2 protein-coding genes are annotated in these 1,446 nt (G+C 48.3%); one reads left to right on the top strand and one right to left on the bottom strand.

What is annotated here, in order from left to right; genetic code table 11:
- Positions 1-613: DUF547 domain-containing protein (locus tag BLX24_RS30355; protein ID WP_374755031.1), on the bottom strand; the 613-nt coding region annotated here is incomplete at its 3' end.
- 124 nt (positions 614-737) lie between these two features.
- Between BLX24_RS30355 and BLX24_RS30350 the strand changes: the two genes are divergently transcribed.
- The coding region (locus tag BLX24_RS30350) for a BamA/TamA family outer membrane protein (protein WP_177225982.1) at positions 738-1,446 on the top strand (709 nt) is incomplete at its 3' end.

The raw sequence follows: 1,446 nt of genomic DNA, 5'->3' as shown, positions 1-1,446 counted from the left end.
GCCGGATTTCGTCTTTACTGATTTTATTCTTGGACGGATTATTCAGAAAGTCGCTCCCCTGATCGTCTAACTGGGCATCCAGCTTATCGGCCACGTATGCCTCATTCCGGAGGCGGGGGCATGAAATAGATGCGCAAACCAGGGCAAAGTGAATGCGTGGATCGTTATATTTTTTACGCAGAATGCCGTGTTCAATATTATCCAGACTCATTTTTTCGCCGCCAATCGTAAAAAACTTCGCCGCCCAGGGCGTTGTCACAAACGGAATCTTGATTTTGGAACCAATATCCTTAATACTTTTTACGGGATAATGGTCGAGAATGAGCCGGATGGTATACGCGTTATAGGCATTTATCCAGTACGCCATCTGCTCGTTTTTGCTCCACGAAGCAGCCGGCGCATTTTTGCTGAGCATAGCCAGGTAGTCATTAAATGCTTTCTCTTCCGATTTAAAGCCCTTATAATTGACCAGGCCTTTTTCGTTGACATATTTTTTCAGCAGGCGGTCATAGGCACTGTGATCAACGGGGGCGGCCGTTGGTTCAGTGAACGCTGAAGTCAGTAACCAGAACAGACCAAAAAGCAGGAATGTATACTTAGGATGTATTTTCATCATGAGCGTTAATTTTTCTACAATCAGATATACGCGCCAACCCACCGAATAGTTTTAAAAATGCCGGATTCAAACCCTGCGGGGTAACTTTTCGTATTATGAGTATACGCAATTTATATTCCATATGTTTCTATCGTCGCTGGTAACTGCCCTGCTCATTTCGGTTCCGGCCGACAGTGTCCCCAAAGCATTTAGTGTTCTGCCGCTTCCCCTGATCTATTACACGCCCGAAACCCGGCTGGCGTATGGGGCAGCAGCGACGGCTACGTTTCGTTTTAAGCGGGATATGGCTTTTTTGCGGGCAGATTCATCCGGTCAGGCCAGGGCTTCGGTTCGTCCGTCGCAGATTACCCTTGGGTTTGCCTATACACAGAATAAACAAATACTGGTTTACCTGCCGTTTCAGATCTTTTACGATCAGGACAAGTACTATATCAATGGCGAGGCCGGGTATTATCGCTACAATTATTATTTTTATGGAGTTGGCCGGCAGGAGGTTGCCCGTGAGCTGTACGCTGTAAATTTTCCGCGTGTACGGATTAATGCTTTCCGGCGGATCAGTCCCGGTGTAAGCCGGGGAAAGCTTTATGCCGGAATTCGGTATCAGTATGAAGATTATCAGGTCACCAGCGTCGAACCGGGCGGGTTGCTGGCTTCAGGAACCGTAGCCGGCGGATCAGGCAGCCGATTGTCAGGGGCAGGGTTAGGCTTGTTTTACGACTCGCGCAACGTCATTTTCTTTCCAACAAAAGGCGTTGTGGCCGATATCGCCTATCTGGCTCAGAATCAATCATTAGGCGGTAATGTCCGCTTCGGACGCTACACGGCAGACG

This window comes from Arsenicibacter rosenii, assembly GCF_001870735.1.
GTDB classification, from domain to species: domain Bacteria; phylum Bacteroidota; class Bacteroidia; order Cytophagales; family Spirosomataceae; genus Arsenicibacter; species Arsenicibacter rosenii.
The sequence above is the reverse complement of the archived record's forward strand: the minus strand, read 5'-3'. Positions and strand labels throughout refer to the sequence as shown.